General features: G+C 54.0%; 3 protein-coding genes. 2 read left to right on the plus strand and 1 reads right to left on the minus strand.

Annotated elements, in window-relative coordinates; translation table 11 throughout:
- On the plus strand, nt 1-702 hold a 702-nt coding region (locus WBM93_RS07570), incomplete at its 5' end, for a ribonucleotide-diphosphate reductase subunit beta (RefSeq protein ID WP_424430347.1).
- Between the two features lie 37 nt (nt 703-739).
- Entirely contained in the window at nt 740-1,606 is an 867-nt protein-coding gene (locus WBM93_RS07575; protein WP_424430350.1) for an HNH endonuclease, read from the plus strand.
- A 304-nt stretch (nt 1,607-1,910) separates the two neighbouring features.
- Here WBM93_RS07575 and WBM93_RS07580 read toward each other — a convergent pair.
- On the minus strand, nt 1,911-2,278 hold a 368-nt coding region (locus WBM93_RS07580; protein ID WP_424430352.1), incomplete at its 5' end, for an HNH endonuclease.

The following is a 2,278-nucleotide window of genomic DNA, read 5'->3' on the forward strand; positions in this document are numbered from 1 at the left end:
AGCGAATATTCGATGTTCCTCGAATATGAAGCGATGAAGGACAAGCACGACTATATGGGCACATTCGGCGTCGACAATGACGAGGATATCGCCAAGACGCTGGCGATGTTCGGCGGCTTCACCGAAGGGCTGCAACTGTTCGCCAGCTTTGCCATGCTGATGAACTTCCCGCGCTTCAACAAGATGAAGGGCATGGGCCAGATCGTCACCTGGTCGATCCGCGACGAAAGCCTCCACTGCGAAGGCATTATCAAGATGTTCCACACCTTCGTGCAGGAACGCGACTGCCTGACCAAGTCGGTCAAGGACGATATCATCGACTGCTGCCAGAAGACGGTGCGGCTGGAAGATGCGTTCATCGACCTCGCGTTCAGCGACGGCCCGGTCACCGGCATGACCGCCAAGGAAATCAAGCGCTATATCCGCTATATCGCCGACTGGCGTCTCGGACAGCTCGGCTTCCAGCCGATCTACATGGTCGAAGACCACCCGCTGCCATGGCTCGCGCCGCTCCTGAACGGCGTCGAACACGCCAATTTCTTCGAAGCCCGCGCCACCGAATATTCCAAAGGCGCGACCAAGGGCGAATGGAACGACGTCTGGTCAAGCTTCGACCAGCGCAAGGGCAAGGTCGCCAATGAAGACGAAGCGGTCGATGACGGGCCGGATATGTTTGAGGAAGCAGGGGTTGCTGCGGAGTAGGGGGTAACCTCTATCCCGCCAGCGCCTTCCATCGAACATGGCAGGGGTCTTTGTTCACCGACGCGATACGCATTACACTGATAGACCCGATGAACAATATCAATTTCCCAAAAGCTATTTGTCCCGTGCGTCTATGTTTAACGGCGATTGGGCGGTATACTACGAACCGGTAAAAGCAGGCGGTCGCGGCTTTTATGCGGTTGCGTTTGTCGAAAAAATTGTTCCTGACCCCACGACACCGGATCATTTCCTCGCGTTAATTGAACCGGGTAGTTATCTCGATTTTGGGCAGAATGTTCCTCATCGAATAGATGGCGAACTGGTTGAGTCGGGATTGCGCAAGGCTAAAGCCGCTGTTCGACCGTTAATCCCAGAAGATTTTGTTCGAATTATCAATCTCGGCTTGGGAGAAGATCAATCAGTGTTGCCGCGAATTGATGTTATCAACGATTCTGCCTTCACCGAAGAACGCGCCCCGTTTTTGTTCGAGGACGAAAAGGAGCGTAGAAAAATTCTGACGTCCAGAACGGCCAGAGATGCAAATTTTCGCAAAGCCATCGTTCGGACCTATGATCGACGCTGCGCGTTCACTGGCTTACAATTTATCAACGGCGGTGGGCGTGCTGAAGTGGAAGCGGCTCATATAAAGCCAGTATCTGCAAAAGGACCTGACAGCGTCAATAATGGTCTTGCGCTATGCGGAACGATGCATTGGATGTTTGACCGCGGCTTGTTGTCGCTGGGTGATGACCTTTCGATCATGGTTTCGCGGCATGTCAATGATATCGGCAGTATCGATCGCCTGCTATTGCCGACCAGAACGGCCGTTGCTCCTGACGATCCCACAATGCGGCCACTTCCGCATTTTCTGGAATGGCACAGGGAAAATTGTTTCAAAAGCTAACTAGCGCCACTCCTTGTCATTCCCGCGCAGGCGGGGACCCAGTCCAAAGAAAATGTCGCGTAGCGGCTTTTTCATTCGCTGGCCCCCGGCCTTCGCCGGGGTGACGGGCAGATCAAACACCACCACCAACCCACACGAAACAAAATTTCCTACATTTGGAACAATCCATCCAACATGACGCAAAACAAGGCGTCCTTGGCCCCAAGTTTGACAAACTTTGGGCTCCGCCTCGCGCCCGACTACGACCTCCTCTCCCCCCGGGATTACGGTGACAGTTTACTAAATGCACTAAACGCTCGGAACCTCATCCACCAGCCTTCAATCCCACCACACGGCGTGCCGTTTCGCGGCGAACCTTTTCCCTAATCTTCTGCTTTTTCTCTAGCGGTCGGTCGGCCAGATGCCGGTTGCAGCCGGGATGGCATAGAGCAAGATTGGTCAAATCATCACCGCCGCCCAGCGAGCGGGCAACCAGATGCTCGATCGTGATCTGCCGGTTCTTGCGCTTTCCGCCCTTGAGCAGATGCCGGTTGCACAACCAGCACAGCAGGCCGTCGCGCGCTTTCAGCAGCTCAATCTTCGTGCGTTTCCATTTCGCCGTCTTGTTCCACCTCGCCATGCAGATAGTTAAATATATTTCGGTTATAAAAGAGTAAACGCCAATAATTCCTC

Origin of the sequence: Parasphingorhabdus sp., assembly GCF_049667325.1 — a bacterium.
Classification (GTDB): Bacteria; Pseudomonadota; Alphaproteobacteria; order Sphingomonadales; family Sphingomonadaceae; genus Parasphingorhabdus.